Source organism: Streptomyces sp. P5F9, assembly GCF_057961495.1.
The window spans coordinates 1-1,178 of sequence record NZ_JBXVPZ010000947.1 but is presented as its reverse complement, the minus strand read 5'-3'; the positions used below and the strand labels follow the sequence as shown (position 1 = coordinate 1,178).

Below are 1,178 nucleotides of genomic sequence, written 5' to 3'. Positions count from 1 at the left end.
GAGCGGCACCAACTCCACGGCGCCGACCGCGCCCTCCTCCCCGACCTCGCCCCCTGGCACGCCTCCGCCGACTTCCGCAGGCTCTGGGTCGCGGGGCTGGTGTCGAGCTTCGGGAGTTTTCTGACGTTCGTCGCGCTCCCGGTGCAGATCAAGGAACTCACCGGCTCCGCGGCGGCGGTGGGCGCGGTCGGCGCCGTGGAGTTGGTGCCGCTCATCGTGTTCGGGCTCTACGGCGGTGCGCTCGCCGACGCGTGGGACAAGCGGAAGCTGATCGTGTGGACCGAGGCCGGGCTCGGGGTGCTGTGCGGGGCGCTGCTGTTCAACTCGCTGCTGCCGGAGCCCGCCGTATGGCTGCTGTATGTGATCGCGGCCCTGACCTCCGTCCTCGGTGCGATCCAGCGGCCCGCGCTGGACTCGCTGTGGCCGCGGATCGTGGCGCACGACCACATGACGGCCGCGTCGGCGCTCAACTCCCTGCGCTGGACGGTCGGCGGGGTCACCGGGCCGGCGGTGGCGGGGGTGGTCGTGGCGTTCGCGGGGCTGCCCTACGCGTTCGCGGCGGACACGGTGACGTATGCGCTGTCCGTGGTCCTGATCTTCCGTATCGCCTCCTCTCCCGGCGCCCACGAGACGCAGAAGCCGTCGCTGAAGTCGATCGCGGAGGGCGCCCGCTACGCCTGGAGCCGCAAGGAACTCCTCGGCACGTACGCCATCGACCTCGCGGCGATGTTCTTCGCGATGCCGCTGGCGGTGCTGCCGTTCCTCGCGGACGATCTGCACGCGCCGTGGGCGCTGGGGCTGATGTACTCGACCGTCCCGGCCGGTGCCCTGCTGGTGAGTGTGACCAGCGGCTGGACCTCGCGGATCCACCGGCACGGGCGGATGGTGGTGCTGGCGGCGGCGCTGTGGGGCGCGGCGATCGCCTGCGCGGGCGCGGTCGGCAACGTGTGGCTGGTGCTGCTGTTCCTCACCGTCGCGGGCGGCTGCGACATGGTCAGCGGCATCTTCCGCGGGGTCATCTGGAACCAGACGATCCCGGACGAGCTGCGCGGCCGGCTCGCCGGGATCGAGCTGCTGTCCTACTCGGTGGGCCCGCAGCTGGGCCAGGTCAGGTCCGGTGGCATGGCCGCCCTGACCGGGGTGCGGACCTCGGTGTGGGCGGGCGGACTGATGGGGGT

1 protein-coding gene is annotated in these 1,178 nt (G+C 72.2%); it reads left to right on the top strand.

Annotated features, from left to right (window positions below):
• The coding region (locus tag AC31A1_RS51700) for an MFS transporter (protein ID WP_489659958.1) at positions 1-1,178 on the top strand (1,178 nt) is incomplete at both ends.